This window comes from Chryseobacterium subflavum (assembly GCF_055762745.1).
This window is the reverse complement of the sequence record NZ_JBVTMR010000003.1, coordinates 708,735-728,161: the sequence shown is the minus strand read 5'-3', so window position 1 is coordinate 728,161 and position 19,427 is coordinate 708,735. Positions and strand designations below refer to the sequence as shown.

The 19,427-nt window shown below is 34.6% G+C and carries 9 protein-coding genes; 8 read left to right on the top strand and 1 reads right to left on the bottom strand.

Features of this window, described 5'->3' with window-relative positions:
- The first annotated feature begins 3 nt into the window (after positions 1–3).
- On the top strand, positions 4–1,611 hold the full coding sequence (locus tag AC0INN_RS16755) for a CTP synthase (RefSeq protein WP_273649467.1): 1,608 nt from the start codon (positions 4–6) through the stop codon (positions 1,609–1,611).
- A gap of 193 nt (positions 1,612–1,804) precedes the next feature.
- Positions 1,805–3,604, top strand: a complete 1,800-nt coding sequence (gene yidC / locus AC0INN_RS16750) for a membrane protein insertase YidC (RefSeq protein WP_172280506.1) — start codon at positions 1,805–1,807, stop codon at positions 3,602–3,604.
- Positions 3,605–3,665: 61 nt separating this feature from the next.
- On the opposite strand, the gene AC0INN_RS16745 is transcribed toward yidC, so the two are convergent.
- Positions 3,666–4,250, bottom strand: coding sequence for a ribonuclease HII (locus AC0INN_RS16745; protein ID WP_273649464.1), 585 nt, complete (start codon positions 4,248–4,250; stop codon positions 3,666–3,668).
- Positions 4,251–4,565: 315 nt separating this feature from the next.
- On the opposite strand from AC0INN_RS16745, the gene AC0INN_RS16740 reads away from it, so the two are divergent.
- From AC0INN_RS16740 to AC0INN_RS16715, 6 genes are all read left to right on the top strand, one after another.
- Complete coding sequence (locus AC0INN_RS16740) at positions 4,566–7,562, top strand: SusC/RagA family TonB-linked outer membrane protein (RefSeq protein WP_273649462.1); 2,997 nt, start codon at positions 4,566–4,568, stop codon at positions 7,560–7,562.
- Positions 7,563–7,574: 12 nt separating this feature from the next.
- Positions 7,575–9,239: a SusD/RagB family nutrient-binding outer membrane lipoprotein gene (locus AC0INN_RS16735; RefSeq protein WP_273649460.1), complete on the top strand. Its 1,665-nt coding sequence runs from the start codon at positions 7,575–7,577 to the stop codon at positions 9,237–9,239.
- Between the two features lie 483 nt (positions 9,240–9,722).
- On the top strand, positions 9,723–12,755 hold the full coding sequence (locus tag AC0INN_RS16730; protein ID WP_306614149.1) for a SusC/RagA family TonB-linked outer membrane protein: 3,033 nt from the start codon (positions 9,723–9,725) through the stop codon (positions 12,753–12,755).
- A 5-nt stretch (positions 12,756–12,760) separates the two neighbouring features.
- The gene (locus tag AC0INN_RS16725; protein WP_273649455.1) at positions 12,761–14,191 is read left to right on the top strand and encodes a SusD/RagB family nutrient-binding outer membrane lipoprotein; all 1,431 of its coding nucleotides are present in this window, start codon (positions 12,761–12,763) and stop codon (positions 14,189–14,191) included.
- 523 nt (positions 14,192–14,714) lie between these two features.
- A complete protein-coding gene (locus AC0INN_RS16720) occupies positions 14,715–17,720 on the top strand; it encodes a SusC/RagA family TonB-linked outer membrane protein (RefSeq protein ID WP_172280494.1) in 3,006 nt (1,001 codons plus the stop codon).
- A 12-nt stretch (positions 17,721–17,732) separates the two neighbouring features.
- Complete coding sequence (locus AC0INN_RS16715) at positions 17,733–19,154, top strand: SusD/RagB family nutrient-binding outer membrane lipoprotein (RefSeq protein WP_306614144.1); 1,422 nt, start codon at positions 17,733–17,735, stop codon at positions 19,152–19,154.
- The last annotated feature ends 273 nt before the right edge of the window (positions 19,155–19,427 follow it).

Here is a 19,427-nt window from a genome sequence, read left to right as displayed (position 1 = left end):
CTAATGAGTAAAAAGAATACTAAATACATCTTTGTGACAGGAGGTGTAACTTCATCTTTGGGAAAAGGAATTGTTTCTGCTTCTCTGGGACTATTGCTGAAATCACGCGGTTTTAATGTAACGATCCAAAAACTAGATCCTTATATTAATATTGACCCAGGAACTTTGAATCCTTATGAACACGGAGAATGCTATGTAACCGAAGATGGTGCGGAGACGGATCTGGATTTAGGTCATTACGAGCGATACTTAGATGCTCCCACTTCTCAAAACAACAACGTTACTACAGGAAAAATCTACCAGACTGTAATTGAAAAAGAAAGAAAAGGCGACTTTTTAGGAAAAACAGTTCAGGTAATTCCTCATATCACTAACGAAATCAAACGTAGGATTAAAATTTTATCCAAGCAGAACTACGATATCATTATTACTGAAATCGGAGGAACTGTAGGGGATATCGAATCTTTGCCATACATTGAAACTGTACGTCAGCTAAAATGGGAATTGGGAGAAAAGAATTCTATGGTAATTCACTTAACCCTGTTGCCATATCTGGCTTCCAGTGGAGAATTAAAGACAAAACCATCTCAGCATTCCGTACGTCAATTGATGGAAAGCGGAATTATGGCAGATGTTTTGGTTTGCAGAACAGAGCATAAAATACCAAAAGATCAGAGAGCTAAATTAGCTCAGTTCTGTAATGTTCCTTTGGATAATGTAATTGAGTGCAAAGATTTGGAAACTATTTATGAAGTCCCTATGTACCTTCAGAAACAGAACTTTGATGATGTAGTTCTAAAAGAATTGGATCTTAAGAGTGATAAAGAAGCGGATCTTAAAGATTGGAAGAGTTTCCTTAAGAAATTCCAGAATCCAAAAAAGACTGTTGAAATTGCTTTAGTAGGTAAATATGTTTCTCTTCAGGATTCTTACATTTCTATCGCTGAAGCATTTAAGCATGCCGGAGCAGATCTTGAGACGGAAGTAAAAGTGAGATGGGTTTATAGTGGGGATATCACCCAGGAAAATATCAAAGAAACTTTAAAAGGAGTTAATGGAATTCTTATTGCTCCTGGTTTTGGAGACAGAGGTATTGAAGGTAAAGTATTGACAGCTCAATATGCAAGAGAAAATAAAATTCCTATGTTGGGAATTTGTTTAGGAATGCAGATTATGACTATTGAATTTGCACGAAATATTTTAGGGTATTCTAAAGCAAATTCTATGGAATTTGATACTGCTACAGAGCATCCTGTGATTTCTTTAATGGAAGAGCAAAAGAATGTTGTTGATAAAGGAGGAACGATGCGTCTTGGTTCTTGGAAGTGTTCTGTGAAGAATAACTCTAAACTTTCCAATATCTATGGAAGTAAGAATATAGCTGAAAGACACCGTCACCGTTATGAATTCAACAGTGATTATTTACAAGAATTTGAAAAAAACGGATTCTTTGCAACAGGTACTAATCCTGAAACCGGACTGGTTGAAGCTCTTGAGCTTAATGATCATCCGTTCTATGTAGGAGTGCAGTATCATCCTGAATATAAGAGTACGGTTGCAACACCGCATCCGTTATTCAGAGCTTTTATTAAAGCATGTGAGAAGAAATAAAGGAATTTATATCGATTAAACGTCATATTTAAACTCAGGTTGATTATTATCAGCCTGAGTTTATCATATTGTAATAGAGTAAAAGATAGAGTTTTGATAAAAAATCAGTATTTTTGTCAGCTCGAAATCCAGGGTGGAATTTAATGTTGAATTTTACGGTGGATTATGAAAAAATAATTTTAATAAAATCAAAATGCAACAGAACAACGGACTCGATAAAAGTCAAATGATTAGTTTTGCGGTTTTATGTTTGGTTCTCTTCGGATTCATGTTTTATTTTCAGAATAAACAGCAGAAAGAGGAACAGTTGAAAGCTCAGCAACAAAAAACTGAACAGGTAAAAACTGCCGTAAAACAAACTCAGGCAAGTAATATCAATCCAAATGTAACTCCTAACGCTATTCAGGTTTCTACTTTAGGAAATAATGAATTGAAATTGGAATTTTCCAGCTTGGGAGGGCAAGTTTCTAAAGTAGAACTTTTAAAATACAAAGCGTATGATCACAAAAGTGATCAGGCTGATCTCCCTCTTTATTTAATCAATAAGAATAACTCAAACTACGGTTTTCAGTTTAAGGATAAAACGGGTAAGGTTATTAATACGAAAGACCTGGTTTTCTCTCCGACAGTGAATGGAAATGCTGTAACGATGACAGCTAATTACAATGGTGCTGTTATTCAGTTTATTTATACATTACTTCCTAAATATACATTAGACTTTAAAGTAAGAACTCAGGGGTTGGCTTCAGTAACTTCTGATACCAAGGCTGATTTTCTTTGGAATTATAATGTGAGAAATTTAGAAAAAGGTAGAGCTCAGGAACAATCCCACTCAGAATTTTCTTATGCATTTAATAACTATAAGAGCTATGATTATGATGGAAGAACGACCATGGAAGAAGAGAAAGAAACTCTTAACTGGATTGGTGTAAAACAGCAATTCTTCTCTTCTGTGATTGAAGCTAAAAACGGATTTACACAAAGTAAAGGAAATCAGGAATCAATAGAAGAGGGTGAATATTTGAAGAAATTCAACTATGAAGGATTTGTTCAGATGACAGGGAGTGAATTGAATCAGGATTTTACATGGTATTTTATGCCATTAGATTTACCGTTATTAAAATCATATGATAAAAACTTTGATGAGATATTACCTTTGGGTTGGTCATTTATCGGTGGGATGAACCGCTATTTCTTCATGCCAATGTATAATATTATTGCATCTTGGGGATTAACAGCAGGCTGGGTGATCTTCTTTATGACGATCATTGTTAAACTTATCCTATCGCCAATTATGTACAAGCAACATAAATTGAGTGCTATGATGAGGGTAATTCGTCCTGAAATTGATGAGGCTAATGCGAAGTTAAAGGATGCGGATCCGATGAAGAAGCAACAAGCTACAATGGAAATTTACAGAAAGGCTGGTGTTAATCAAATGGCGGGTTGTTTGCCGGCGTTGGTACAGATTCCTATTTTCTATGCATTATTCCGTTTCTTCCCGAACTTTATTGATTTAAGAGGAAAAGGTTTCTGGTTTGCAAAAGATTTGACCGCTTATGATGATTTAATCAGATTACCATTTAAAGTTCCTTTCCTGGGAGATCATTTGAGTGTTTTTGCTTTAGCGTGTACGGTGGTAATTTTAATCTATACTATCATGACATCAGGAAATATCCAGCAACCTCAACAGGAGGGAATGCCAAATATGAAAGTATTAATGTACATTTTCCCAATTACATTTTTATTTTTCCTGAATACTTCTGCATCTGGTCTTTCATGGTATTACTTTGTATCCAATGCAATTAACATCTTGATTATCCTTGTTATTAAATATGTGATCCTGGATGAAAAGAAAATTCATGCCCAGATCCAGGCGAATAAGGAAAAACCAAAAACTGAAGGTAAATTCCAGAAAAGAATGCGGGAGATGATGGAGAAGGCTCAGGAACAACAAAGAGCTCAGGAACAACAGAGAAATAAGAAGAAATAATCTTATCATGATAATAAAAAAGAGGTGCAAATTATTTGCACCTCTTTTTTATTGCACCTCTTTAATCATATTTAAGTCTGAAAGATTGCCTGTGGTGTACTGTGGGGCCAAATTTTATAAGTGCGTCCTGATGTTTTTTAGTAGCATATCCAAAATTAGTATCCCATCCGTATTCGGGAAACTCATCATGTAATTTAATCATCAGCTGGTCTCTGTAATTTTTAGCTAAGATAGAAGCTGCAGCAATTGAAAGGATTTTAGAATCTCCTTTAATGATGCACTGATGTGGAATATAATTATAAGGATGGAACTTGTTTCCGTCCACCAGAATTAGTTCCGGTCTTGTTGTTAATTTATCTAATGCCAGATGCATTGCATGGATGCTGGCATTAAGAATGTTGTGTAAGTCAATGAATGCTGGAGGTAATTCTGCGATAGCATAATCTTTAACATTATCTTTTATATAATTATCCAGATCCATTCTGGTTTTAAAATTCAATTTTTTAGAATCATTTACTAAGCTTTGTTTGAAGCTGTGGTCTAAGATGACAGCTGCAGCAACCACAGGCCCTGACAAGCACCCCCTTCCAACTTCATCACATCCTGCTTCTATGTAACTCTCTGACCAACTTTGTAATAAATCCATTAAAATAATATATAAAACACTATAATATTTTGTAAAAATAAAGAAAAATATATTTTGGGGCAATATGTGTAAATGGCAGTATATTTATCTTATTTATTTAATATTTCTAGTTGAGTTATAAAATTTTTATCATATTTAAAAAATAACACGAATTAGTGATTTATGTTAAATTTAGCTTAATTTTATTAAATCTTTAAATATAATTCATATGTGTATTTGATCATTTATTATTTTAAATCTTTTTAACAATTTATTTGGTTATTTTAAGAAAGTTTTACATATTTGCATTTAATAAAAAAAATAATCAGTTTAAATATGAAGAAATTAACTACAAGTGTTTTGGCTATAGTTCTTACTTCCTCTTTTATGGTCGTGAACGCGCAAAAAAAGCAGACTGACACTATAAGAACTCAGGACATACGGGAAGTCGTTGTGACCGGAGCTCTTGGATTAAAGAAAAGACAGGATGCGATTACATCTGCTAATCAGGTTGTAAATAATGCGGAGATTACACAGGCGAATAACCCGAATGCAGTGCAATCTCTCACAGGTAAAGTATCTGGTTTACAAATTAATACAACGAATAATTCGGTAAACTCAACTACTAGAGTTGTTTTAAGAGGGCCTAGATCAATTTCTGGAAATAACCAGGCATTAGTTGTTATAGATGGTGTAATTTCTACATTAGGGATATTGCAAAATTTACCTCCTGAAATCATTGATAATATGAATATTATCAAAGGGATGCAAGGAGCAGCTCTTTATGGTGAAAAAGGAAGTAATGGGGTAATTGTTGTTACTACCAAGAAAGGAAGTAGATCAGAAAAACTTCAATTTAGTCTTACTAACTCAATAGACTTTTCTTCTGTTTTTAAACTGCCTATTTACCAAAAGCAATATGGACAAGGGTATCCTGGTGATACATTTGACACTACTGATTTTGGGGGAACAAACTGGACTCCTTATGAGAACTCTAACTGGGGGCCTGCTTATTCATCAGCATTAGGAGGTCAGACTTTAATAGTGGGTATGCCTGATGCTAATAATGTTTGGAAGACTGAGACTTTTAGTCCAAAGAATAATCATATTGGCAAGTTTTTTAAAACAGGTGTACTGATCCAGAATGGACTATCGGTTACAGCTGGTGGAGCTGATTCTTATGCTTTCTTGTCATTAAACAGAGCGGAAAATGACTTCGTAGTTGAGCGTGATAATTTGAAAAGAAATAATTTTATTTTTAAAGCAGGTAAGCAGCTTGGTAAATTTAGAATTGATGGTAATATCAATTACCTGGACTTGAAAACATCAACAACTTCCTCGGGTTTATATGGTCAGTTAATACAAACTCCTACCAATGTAGACGTAAGGCAATTTAAAAATGCTTTACCGGATGCCAGTTATACAATATATGCAACTAATCCATATTGGACAATTGAAAATGATAGAACGGATACAAAAGACAGAACATTTTCTGGTTTGATTAATTTAGAATATAAATTAAATGATCATGTATCCTTTACTTATGCTGGGACTGCGGTAATGGGGTCTACTGTAACGGAAAGTCATTTAAATGATTTCGCATACGATAGATTATATGACGGAACTGGAACTCCTATCGACGGAACCCATCCTACAGATTATGGTCCGGAGCCGGTTGTTTCTGAATATTATAAAAGCGTTGCATCTAGCTTTAGATATTATGGAGATTTGATGGCTAATTTTAATTATGACCTTACTGATGATCTGAACTTGAAATTTAATGTTGGGCATAATATTCAGGATACTTCTTCTTCAATAACTTCTGTTGGGGGTAAGAATTTGCAGGTACCAGGTTGGTATCATATTAATAATGTACTACAGCCGGATAAATTTTATAACCTTGATAATAGTAAGAACCAGCAAAGATCTTATGCTTGGTTTGCTAACTTGGATTTGGGCTACAAAGATTTCTTATATTTCAACTCTACTTTCAGATATGAGAAAAACTCTGTTTTAAGTCAAAATCCGGTAGGTCCTAACAAAGAGAAATTGGGCTTTAGTAATAAAGGTTACCCATACTATTCTTTCGGTGCATCATTCATTCCTACTAAAGCGTTTGCCTCCATTAAAGGAAAGGTGTTGAATTATGCTAAAGTGAGTTTATCTTATAGTAAAGTGGGTAACGCGGGAACTGTGCCTGTTTATGGATTGGATCGTGTTGGGGTTTTCCCGACTGGATATCCTTTTAATAGTTTATCATCTTATCTACCAGCTACAACTTTATATAATCAAGGGATTCAGCCTGAATTCCTTAAATCTAAAGAGGCGTCATTGTCCTTAGGATTATTTAATGATCGTATTACCTTTGATGGCTCCGTATATAGAAATGATACAGATAACTTGATTACAACAATTACTACCTCTCTAGCTTCTGGTATTGTAGCATTCCAAGATAATATTGGGAATAGCAGAAACCAGGGGTTTGAATTGGATTTAGGATTTACGCCATTCAAAACGAAAGATTTTGAATGGAAAGTAAGAGGGTCTTATACTACTTATGAAACTAAGATCTTAGGATTGGCTGATGGTGCTGATGAAGTAGCATTATCAACCTATGGAACGCCTGGTGTGGGTATTTTTGCTGTTAAAGGAGAAAATTTCCCGGTAATTAAGGGAACTAAATATCAAAGAGATCCTAATGGAAATATTATAGTAAATGCAAACGGTACTCCTTTGGCGACTTCTACTTTTGAAGTATTAGGTAAAGTAAATCCGGATTATATTTTAGGATTTAGTACTTCATTCAAATTTAAAGGAATAACCTTGAGTGCGGTGGCTGATTATAGAACTGGGAATAGCTTTGTTGCTTTCAATAAGTCATTATTAGGAAGTATGGGTTCATCGGAGAAAACTGCTGATTTTGACAGATCAAAAGGGTATGTGGTTCCGAATTCTGTTCAGTTAGTGAATGGGCAGTATGTTCCTAATACAACGCCGGTAGGTAATGATCCTTCATATACTGGTGTAAATGCGTATTTCACTGGGCCATACAGGTCTGTTGGGGAAGAATTTGTTGTTGATGGGACGGCATTAAAAGTAAGAGAAATTGCCTTAAGTTATGACCTTCCAAAATCAATCTTAAGCAACACATTTGTTAATTCGCTATCAATTGGTGTTTATGCAAGAAATCCTTTCTTCATTTATGCTAAGGATAACAGAAATTATTCAGATCCTGAAACGGCTTCAACTTCTGGAAATGCAGCTGGTATTGCTCTTAATGGACAGTATCCTAGTATAAGAAATTTTGGTTTTAACCTAAATGTAACTTTTTAATTTTTGAATAACATGAAGAATAATAAATTTTTAACAATACTTTTAGTTGCAGCATTAGGTCTTACAGCAACCTCTTGTTCCAATGATTATTTGGATGTCAATGACAATCCGAATGCAATTCAAGCGGAAGATATTACTCCGGAACTTATGCTTCCAGGTGCTATTAGTACTGCTTATAGAACTCAGGCTGGTACAATGGTGCAGTTTGGTAATTTAATGATGAACAGCTGGGCTGGAAATGCTTATACTTTCACCAGTCCTTTTCAGAGAGAATTTAATCTTAATAGTGTAGATAATACTTTTTATACTGGAATCTGGGGATTGTATCCTAGGATTGCTAATTTCGACCAGATGGAAAAATTTGCAAATCCTGATCATAAACAAGATAATTATATTGCTGTTGCTAAAATTATGAAGGCATACTATATGCAGTATATTGTAGATTTGTATGGAGATGCTCCTTATAGTGAGGCTTTCAAAGGACAGGTAAATACCTCGCCAGTGTATGATAATGATGTAGATATCTACAAAAGCTTAATTTCTAAACTAGAAGAAGCTAATGCTCTGCTGGATGCGGCGCATCCAGATGCTTTGCCAATAACTGCTCCTGATATAGTTTTTAAAGGAGATATGGATAAATGGAAAGGATTTTCTAATACAGTAATGCTGAGGCTTTTGATTAGGATGTCTAAAGTTACGGGAGATTTGCAGACTTATAGAAACCAGAAATTGCAAGCGCTTGCTGCTAGAACTTCGCCTTCGAATCCGGATCAGCATGGTGGATTTATTGAATCGGAAGTGACTGTTAATCCTGGATACTCTTCTGGAAATGATGATCAAATGAATCCTTATGTTCTTACGTGGGCTAGGACTTCGGCAAATACATCAGTACAGAACTATAGTTTTATAGTTGTCTCCGAGCATATGGCAAATGCATTAGAAGGAAATGTTATTTTGAATAGCAGTGATTATGCAAAGTTTACGGGGCTTAAAGATCCTAGAAGAAGTAGATTGTTTACGAATGTAAATTCTGTTGACGCAAATGGGAATCCTTTTGTTGGTTTAAAAGGGATTAGACAAGGGAATATACCTGGGCAACCGGGTGTGCCAGTTAATAATGTTAATACTTCTAAATTAGGAGTAGGTAACTTTACTTCTGCTGCTACAACTTCTTGGCTTACGATACTTACTAATAATAATGCGAGAGGGGGAGTACTCTTTTCCAAAGCAGAGAGTGATTTACTGCAAGCTGAAGCAGCTCTTCGTTGGCCTACCATTTTTACTGGAATAGTAGGTCAAGCTAAATTTACTGATGCAATTACATCAAATGCAAACTGGTTAGGAGCAAATACTAGTCAGATGGCAACTTATTTAACTGGCATTAGTACAAGGCCAGGACTTGGGTGGATGGGTAGTGATGCTCAGAAGTTGGAGGCTATTATGACGCAAAAATGGATTGCTTTAACGAATATTAATCCTACAGAAATGTTTATTGAATACAATAGAACAGGATATCCGTACACGCCAATGGCAACAACAGCACAGTACCCTAACAAGCCTTACAGATTAGTATATCCATTCTCTGAATATGCTGCAAACTCCGCGCATGTACCAAATATTACAAGTGCACAAGTATTTGTTAAGAATCAATATACTCCATTCTGGAATCAAAATTAATTTAAGAACATTTTTTGATATATTTAAAACCGCCTTTTGGCGGTTTTTTTAGTTTATTATTTTCATAATTTATGCTAATATTAATAAATTAATTGAAAAAAAATATTATTATGCAAATCATTGGATCTGTATGATTGCTTATTTTTCTATCTTTTAAATTGTATTACTCTTTTTTTTATTTTTTCTAATTGTTTTATAAGTATTTGTTTATTAAATAGTTATTTTGTATTTCTTGTGTTTTTATTCCATTTATATCACTTTTTATTGATTTAGTATAGTGTTTTTGTAGACTTGTTGTATTTCAATAATTATTTGAGCTATTGGTTAAGTGGTTTTTATTAAATAGTTAATTTTTAACAAAAATTAACTATTTAATGATGTTTATTTTTATTGATTATTGAAGTATTGTTAATTTTTTACTATTTTCTTTTGTGTTGTTAAGAAAGTTTTACAAATTTGTATTATCACAAAAATCAATTTAATATGAAGAAAATAACATCAGGTGTTCTGATTATGGTATTGTCCTCATCTATAGCTGTTGCCAATGCTCAGCAAAAGAAAAGTGACACTGTAAGAACGCAAGATATTGAAGGTGTTGTAGTGACAGCCCTCGGTATCAAAAGAGAAAAGAAATCTCTCGGTTATGCAACTCAAGAAGTAAAAGGAGATGCTGTAAATAAAAATCCTACCACCAACTTCCTAAACAACTTATCGGGTAAAGTAGCAGGTCTGGAAATCAAACAGAGTACAAACTTTGGGGGGTCTATAAACGTTGTTACAAGAGGTTATAAATCGCTCTTAGGTGATAATCAGGCTCTTTTCGTTGTAGACGGGGTTCCTATCTTAAATAAAAATATAAACACGGCCAATCAGGCGACTGGTGGCGGTGGGTATGATTACGGAAGCTCAGTTGCGGATATTAATCCAAATGATATAGAAACTTTAAATGTCCTTAAAGGAGCTGCAGCGACTGCTCTTTATGGTTCCAGGGCCCAAAATGGAGCTATTATTATCACAACTAAAAGAGGAAAGAAAAATAAGGAAGGTATAGGAATGGAGTTCTCAAGTTCCATTACTATGTCAACGGTTGACAGATCTACTTTCCCTAAATACCAAACACAGTATGGGCAAGGTTATACAGGTAACAGTTTTAGCAGTGCTTTATATCAGGGAAGTCCAAGGGTTGTTTTCGGAAATGATGCTTCTTACGGATCAGCATATGATGGTTCCATGGTTTGGCAATATGGTGCATTTATACCAGGTTCTCCAACTGAAGGACAAAGAACCCCTTGGCAAATCGCAAAAAATGGTCCTATTAAATTTTTTAATACCGGAACCAATTATGTAAATACCCTTTCCTTTAGTGGAGGTGACGAAAAAGCAACTTACCGATTGAGTTATGCAAATACTGATGCCACAGATATTATGCCTAATAGCTCACTGATAAAAAATAACTTTAGTGGAAATGCATCATACAAACTCACAGATAAGCTAACGGCAAATTTTTATGCAAATTATGTAACTCAAAAGACAGTTGGGCGTAATACTACGGGGTATAATGATAATATTATGACCAATTTTAGACAGTGGTGGCCAACAAATGTTGATATAAATGATTTGCGAAATCTCTATATGGGATCGTATAAAAATTATACTTGGAACATGAAAAGTATTACGGACTTAACTCCGGCTTTTTGGGATAACCCTTATTTTCAGCGATACCAGAATTATCAGAATGATTCAAGAGATAGGTTTGCTGGAAATTTTAGTTTAAATTATGATGTTACAAAGGACATCAATTTACTGTTCCGTATGGGAAGAGATGGTTATACAATGATAACGGAAGATAGGAAAGCTGTAGGGTCTTATATTGGAAATGATTTTGGACTCAATGGGACTGTTGATCAACCTTCAGGTTATGCCACAAGTCAATATAAATTTTCTGAAACAAATTATGATTTCATTGGTACCTATAAAAAGAATATTACCGATGATTTCAATATTAATGCGTTGTTAGGAGGAAATATTAATGTTCAGAAAGTATATTCAAATCAACAATCGACCTCAGGAGGATTATACATTCCAGGTATTTATACAATCGCCAATTCAGCATCTTCCCCAGTTAGACCATTGATTTCAGATGTTTCCAAATATGTTTATGGTGCTTTTGCTCAGATTTCATTAGGTTATAAAAATACCTATTATTTAGAAGGGACATACAGGAGAGATCAGTCTACGGCATTGCCTGAAAATGATGCAGTGTACTGGTATCCATCATTATCTGCCAGTGTTGTATTTTCTAATCTTATCAATGCTAAATGGCTTAACTTTGGTAAGATTCGAGCTGCTTATGCTGAAGTGGGTTCAGATACTCAAGCTGATCAACTGTTGAATAGATATTTCAGCCAGCCTTCTTATGGAGATATTCCTGTTTATGCATACAATACAACGTTAAGAAATTTTGAATTGAGGTCTCAGAGTTTGAAAAATATAGAATTCGGAATTGAGGCAAGAATGTTTAAAAACCGTCTAGGCTTTGATGTTGCCTGGTTCCGTAATAAAGCCTTCGATCAAATTTTACCTTTACCAGTATCTTTTGCAAACGGAGCTATTGCTAAAACTCAAAATGCAGGAGAATTAACGACAAAAGGTTTTGAAGTATCCATTAATGCAACACCACTTAAAACAAGTAATTTTTCATGGGATCTTAATTTAAACTGGTCAAATCCATGGACAAAAGTTACGGCTCTTAGCCCGGGAATTGAAAATATAACGATGGGTAGATCACAGGGCGGTGTAAGTATTAATGCTCCTTTAAATGGAGATTATGGCTCAATCTGGACTTCTGATTATGTGAGAGATTCGAATGGACAACCAATTGTTGGTGCAAATGGAGCTTATTTAGTTACGGATACGCCGACATATAATCAGGGAAGTTTTCAGGCTAAGTGGACTGCAGGTTTGAATAATACAATTAGCTATAAGAACTTTTCATTAAGTTTTTTAATTGATTGGAAAAAAGGAGGTAAGGTATATTCATTAGATCAGTTCTATGGATATGGAACAGGTGTTTATCCTGATTCTGTAGGAATAAATGATCTTGGAAATCCAATTCGAAATACTTTAGCAAATGGTGGAGGGGTCATACTACCAGGTGTAATGCAAGATCCTAATAACCCAGGTAGCTATATTCCAAATACAATAAGATTGGATAAATCACAATCAAGCCAGGTACTGGGAACAGATCTTCCGGGAGCTGCTTTTGTTTATGATGCCAGCTTTATAAAATTAAGAGAGGTTTCTATCACCTATAGATTTGATAAAGATTTTTTCAATTCTAAATTTATACAGGGAATGTCAGTGAGTTTAATTGGGAATAATCTATGGATTATGCATAAGAATTTACCATATTCAGATCCGGAAGCAGGGCTGTCTTCAGGTAATATTCAAGGGTATCAATCTGGTCCTATGCCAGCAACAAGAAACATTTCGTTTAATGTAAAAGTTAATTTTTAAAGAATATGAAAAAATATATAATAACACCAATATTAGCTCTTTTATTTGTAGGATGTACAACGGGAGATGATGTAAATTTGGATCCACATGCAGCTTATAATACGACTCAGGAGTCTTTAGTTACTTTTGCACAAAAAGAACTTAGTGATTACATGAATACGCCAAGTGTAAATGAGAATAATTTCAGATTGACGATGCAATATTGGCAGGAAACGATTTATGTGAATGAAAGTAATTATGATTTTACCAATCGGAATGTATCCAATAATGTCTGGACTGATAACTATGTAAATGTTTTGAAAAATTTAGACCAGGCAGAGCAGATAATTAAAGCATATGTACCACCACCTTCGGAATTGTCTACCTGGCCTGCAAAAAAAACAAATCAACTAGCTATAGTGGATATGATGAAGATCTATACTTATCAGGTATTGGTTGATACTTACGGAGATATTCCTTATACGCAAGCTTTAAATATTGATGTATATCCTCTTCCTAAATATGATAAAGCATCTGATATTTATTCTTCTCTGATAAGTAAATTAGAAAGTGATTTAAGTAATTTAGTTGTTGGAGGGAGTTCGTTTGCTTCCGGAGATATCTTTTATAAAGGGAATAACGCGCAATGGAAAAAGTTTGGAAATTCGCTGCTTTTAAAGTTGGGAATTGCTCTTGCTGATGTTAATCCTGCCTTGGCTCAATCAACAGTTAACAAGGCGATTACTGGTGGAGTACTGGCTTCTTCTCTGGATGATTGTAAATTTCAATATTTAGCAGCATCTCCAAATGAGAACCCTATGTTTCAAGAAACAGGCTCAAGAGATGACTTTATTGCAGGTAAAACGTTGGTAGATTATATGAATAATTCTAATGATGCGAGAATTGCTAAGTACTATACTGATGTTGATGGTAATTATGTAGGTCAGGTTATTGGGGCACCTGGTGAGTTTTCTGAATTCTCGAATGCTGGTGAATTTGCCTATACTGCAACTACTCCTGGTGTTATTTTAAGCTATACAGAGGTTGCCTTCTATCTCGCTGAAGCTGCTGCAAGATGGGGTATAGGAGGAAATCCTGCTACTTTATATGGTGAAGCAATCACTGCTTCCTTTACTGAATGGGGTGTGGGTGCTGACGCAGCTGCATATATAGCTGCTCATCCTTATGATGCGTCCAACTGGAAGAAGTCTATTGGTGAGCAGGCGTGGGTAGCTATGTATAATCAAGCAGTAACTTCGTGGAATTTCTATAGAAGATTAGATTATCCACAGTTGATTGCGCCTGCAACTGCAATTCCAAATGCTAATGGAAAAGTACCGGTAAGACTTCAGTATCCGGCTGCAGAGGCGACAACCAATGGTACGAACTACGCTGCAGCAAGTGCTGCAATTGGCGGTGACAGGCTTACAACAAAACTTTTCTGGGATAAATTTTAAACTAAGAAATGCAATAGATAAATAGCTGGAATTTATTCCGGCTATTTTTTTTACAAATCATCTGATCTGATTTAAACTATAATGTTTTTTTTATTCTAAATTTCAGAGAATGATGAATTATTTAAGGTTATAGGGAGAAAAATAAATTATGTAATGCATAATAATTATCGTTTGATTACTTCATAATGAGTACTTAATATATAGCTTATAAAGATTAGTGTTTATTTTTTGTTCTTTCTTAAATATATGATATACAGTTGTTTGTGTATTTATTTTGAATTTTTTCATACATAAATATCACCAATTAATGATTTAGTATGGCTTTTTAATAGACTGATTCTATTTTTGTAATTAATACATGTTATAATTATCTATATTTTGTTAAAATGCATGTTTTTAACATATTTGGCATTTTTCTATTCATTAATTTTTGTTAATTTTTGTCTAATCGTTACTTTTTCGTCTATTTCTTTTGTGTTGTAGAAAAAGTTTTACAAATTTGTAACGCTAAAAATAATTTGATATGAAGAAAGTAACTACGGGTATCCTTATACTGGTGTTATCTTCATCCCTAGCTGTTATAAACGCTCAGCAAAAGAAGAAGAATGATACGGTAAAGACCCAGGACATTGAGGGAGTCGTTGTGACTGCCTTGGGTATTAAGAGAGAGAAAAAGTCTTTGGGGTATGCTTCCCAGGAGATTAAAGCGAGTGCACTCTCCGATGGTACTACAAATACGGGTAATATTGCAGCTCAGCTATCTGGAAAAGTAGCTGGTCTTAACGTTACTACCAATAATAATTTTGGAGGGTCCTCCAACCTGCTTATCAGAGGGATGAAAACATTAGGAGGAGGTAACCCGTTAATTGTTATTGACGGATCGCCTGTTAATAACTCCAATACTCAGGAAAAAAATATTGATTATGGTAATGCTCTTTCTGATATCAATCAGGATGACATCGAATCGATTAATGTATTAAAAGGAGCAGCAGCGTCCGCATTATATGGAGAAAGAGGATTAAATGGGGTTATTGTTATCACAACCAAAAATGGAAAAGGAAAGGATGATGGGTCTTGGGGAATTACACTTTCATCTGCTATACAAGTAGGATTTATTGATAAATCCACCTTCCCTGAATATCAGACAAGATATGGAGCAGGTTATTCTCAAAAGTTTGGATCGCAGGCAGCAGATGGTCTTAATAATGCTAATTATGGAGCTGATGCATCATGGGGGCCAAAATTTGACCCTAATCTAATGGTTTACCAATGGGATTCTTTTGATCCAACTTCTCCTAACTATAAAAAAGCGACACCATGGGTGGCTGCAAAAAATGGACCTATTAAATTTTTCGAGAACCCTGCCACATACATTAATAGCGTAACACTGGAAAAAGGACAAAAGGGGAAAAACATAAGCTTTACCTACGAAAATATGATGTCCGATGGGTTAATGCCTAACTCTCATCTCAACAAAAATAATCTTTCCCTAAAAATTAATTACGATCTGACTCCAAAATTGCATTCCACTTTTTATTCTACAATGACTTTGCAGGATACTAAAGGTAGAAGTATTACAGGATATTCAAATAATACAGCAACAGGTTTCAGACAATGGTGGCAAACTAACGTAGATGTGACCGATCTAGAAAGGGCTTATTTTGCAAATGTTGATCCTAGTGTTGCCAGTGCTGCAAATAATTATGGAAATGTTACCTGGAGTAGAAAATCAGCCGCTGATGGACGACCTGCATATTGGAATAACCCATATTTCCAGGCCTATCAAAATTATACATCAGATAAAAGATATAGAAACTTTACTTACGCACAGTTAAATTATGATTTATTAGATAATATTTCTATTACTGGAAAGGTTTCATATGACAGATCAAATCTTTTAGCAGAGAATAGATTAGCTGTTGGATCTTTACCACAGGCTTTCGGGCAATCAAATAATTCTATTGGTTCAGGTTACGCGAGACGTGATGTGCTAAGAACAGAGACCAATTATGATTTAATGGTAAATTATAAATTTGATATAACTGATAATATTAATGTTTCCGGGGTTGTGGGTGGAAATATTCGAAGAAATTACTATAATTCTGTGTATGCTTCAACAGAGGGAGGATTAATCGTTGCTGGGATCTATGCATTATCAAATTCCAAAAAATCACCATTAGCATCAGATGAAACTGAATATACCACACAAACTAATTCAGGATACGTTACTGCTTCATTTGATTTTTATAAAAAATTCTACGTGGATGCAACATGGAGAATAGATCAGAGTTCAACATTATTAGCTGGTAATAATGTATATAATTACCCTTCAGTAACCGGCTCTTTAATCATGTCGGAAATTCTTAATACGAAAAACTGGATGAACTTTTGGAAATTAAGAGCAAACTACGCAGAGGTAGGAGGTACGGCAGATCCTTATCAATTAGTTAATAATTATAGAGCCTCTGGAATCTTATCTGGAATAGGAATATATAATCCGATTATCAATCAGCCTTTTCTTAATTTACAACCTCAAAGAGCTAAAGAATTTGAGATCGGAACAGAAGCTCATTTTTTAAAGGATAGAATAACGCTTGACTTTGCTTACTATAAAACAAGAACTATAAATCAGATTCTTTCACCACTTCCTACATCGGCAGCTATTGGGTATTTAGGTAAAGTATTCAATGCAGGTAGAATTGATAATAGTGGAGTTGAAGTACAGCTAGGATTGGTTCCAATAAAATCTAAAGATTTTACATGGAATATTGATGCAAACTGGTCAAAAAATAAGAACCAGGTTGTAAGTATATATCCAGGAATTTCTAATCTTTTAGTAAATAGTTTCCAGGGTGGTGTTTCTTTAAATGCAAGAGAAGGAGAAGCTTGGGGCACCTTGGTTGGTGCTGATTACACATATTTAAACGGACAAAAAGTTATTGATCCTAAAACAGGTAAATATTTACAAAATCCTAATCAGATTATTGGTAACACTACACCTGATTGGATTGGAGGAATTAGAAATAGCTTCAGTTATAAAGGATTCTCCTTGAGTTTCTTGATCGATATGCGAAAAGGAGGTGATGTATTTTCAACGGATATGTATTACGGCCTTTCTTCAGGTCTTTATAAAGAAACAGCTGTCGGAGATTACAGGGATAAGCCTATTGTTCTGCCGGGAGTTCTTCCTGATGGCAGCCCAAATACTATTGCTTTATCGCCGGTTGATAACAATGGATCTATGGGATACAAAACACAACCGGCAAGCGCCTTTGTTTATGATGGATCTTTCATCAAGCTAAGAGAAGCAAGCATCGGATATATGCTTCCTAAATCTCTGTTAGCAGGGACTAAAATCTATGATGCTAAAATTTCAATAGTTGGAAGGAATTTGTGGATTATTCACAAGAATTTGCCATATGCTGATCCTGAGGCGATGGTAGGTGGAGGCCTTAACTCTTATGGGTGGTCTATCGGTTCGATGCCAACAACAAGAGATATTGGTGTTAATGTAACATTTAAATTCTAAATTACTTTACAAATGAAAAATATTATAAAACTAGGTTTGGTATCTGTATGTATTGGGTTGACTTTAAGTTCATGTCAAAGTGATTTAACGTCTCTTAACGATGATCCTAAGCATCCTTCAGTTCTTCCATCTGATAATTTGCTAGCTACTGCAATGTATCAGTCTTCCTACTATATGGATAATCCAAGTGTAAATTTTAATAATTACAGATTTTTTACACAGCAGTGGGCTGAAACTCAATATCCAGATGAAACTCAGTATAATTTAGTGACTCGTAATCAGCCTCGTAACCATTTTAATAGGATGTATGTTTACAGTATTAATAACCTGAGACAAGCAAAATTGAATCTGAAAAACGAGGTGGAGACAGACGATATCAGAACAAATAAACTAGCAACGCTGGAAATTGAAGAGATTTTTATCTGGGAAAATTTGGTGGATACATATGGTGATGTTCCTTATTCAGAAGCATTTAAGCCTGATGAAATTCTAACTCCGAAATATGATGACGCGAAAACAATTTATCTTGATTTGATTAACAGAATCGATGCTGTTACAGCTACCATAAAGCCTGCATCTACTGGTTATGCTGATCTGGTTTACGGAGGTAACATGGCCAAATGGAAAAAATTTGCTAATTCTATTAAACTAAGATTAGGGATGAATTTAGCAGATGTTGATCCTACATTATCAAAAACTACGGTTGAATCTGCAATTGCTAGTGGTGTTATTTCTTCAGATGATGAAGCCTACAAGTTTAAATATGATGGAAATACTTTTTCAAATCCCGTATTTGATAATTTAGTGGCTTCCAACAGAAATGACTTCTTACCTAGCGAATTGGTAGTGAATACGATGAAAAACTTATCAGATCCAAGAATGGATGTATGGTTTACAAAAGTTGCAGGTGCTTATAAAGGAGGTGTTTTTGGTGAGTTAAATGATCCATATACTAATTTTTCTCAATTAGGTCCCTATTTTAGATCTGCAACTGCTTCGTCGAATTTATTGAGCTATGCAGAAGTTGCTTTTCTTAAAGCGGAAGCAGCTGCCAGAAATTATTCAGCTGGGGGTACAGCAGTAGATCTTTATACAGCTGCTGTTACAGAATCTTTAAGAGAGAATGGTGTTAGTACTGCTAATATAGCAACATATCTGGCAATTAATCCTTACAATGCGGCTAACTGGAAGCAATCGATTGGAGTTCAGGCATGGATTGCCATGTTTAATAAAGGATTTGCCAGTTGGAACTTTACAAGACGCTTAGATAATCCAATTCTTGTGAACCCTCCAAAATCAAACTTGTCTTCTGTACCATACAGAATGCCTTATTCCGATCAGGAATATGTATTAAACGGTGCAAATGTGAAGGCAGCTGCGAATAAAATTGGTGGCGATAAAGCAACTACAAAATTATTCTGGGACAAGTTTTAATAATATATTTAAGATTCATATTAAACAATACTTTGTGTCAAAATGGTCGGGATTTATCCCGGCCATTTCATTTTTTACCAATTAATAGTAATAAACATACAAGATGTAAATCATATTGCCAGATTATAACTATTTTAAAATAAAAGATGTTAATATTCGCTCTTTTTGTAGTGTATATATCCAATTTGATATTCTTTTTTACTGGGATATGCTAATTTTTAGCTTACTTATATTTATTTATTTGCTAATTTTTGGTTTAAAATATTAACAAAA